We start from the raw sequence: 265 nt of genomic DNA, 5'->3' as shown, positions 1-265 counted from the left end.
GGGAGGAAGAAGAAAGAGAAAAAAAAGAAAAAAAAAAAAAGAGAGAGGGGGAGAAGGGAAGAGAGAAAAGAAGGAAAGAAGAGAAAGGAAGAAGGAGGAGAAAAAGGGGGGAAAAAGAGAGGGGAAGAAAAGAGGAAGAAGAGAAAGAAAGAGGAGAAGGAAGAGGAAGAAAGAAGAGAGAAGAGGAGAGAAGGGGGAAAAGAGAAAAGGAAAAAAGGGGGAGAAGAGGAACAGGAGGAAGGGGAACAGCTAAAGGAGCAGGACC

1 protein-coding gene is annotated in these 265 nt (G+C 43.8%); it reads left to right on the top strand.

Features of this window, described 5'->3' with window-relative positions; genetic code table 11:
- A partial coding sequence (locus AB1471_RS19005; RefSeq protein ID WP_367780998.1) for a hypothetical protein occupies nt 1-265 on the top strand: 265 nt, incomplete at both ends.

This window comes from Jeotgalibacillus marinus, assembly GCF_040801915.1.
Taxonomy (GTDB): Bacteria; Bacillota; Bacilli; order Bacillales; family Jeotgalibacillaceae; genus Jeotgalibacillus; species Jeotgalibacillus marinus.
The sequence above is the reverse complement of the archived record's forward strand: the minus strand, read 5'-3'. Positions and strand labels throughout refer to the sequence as shown.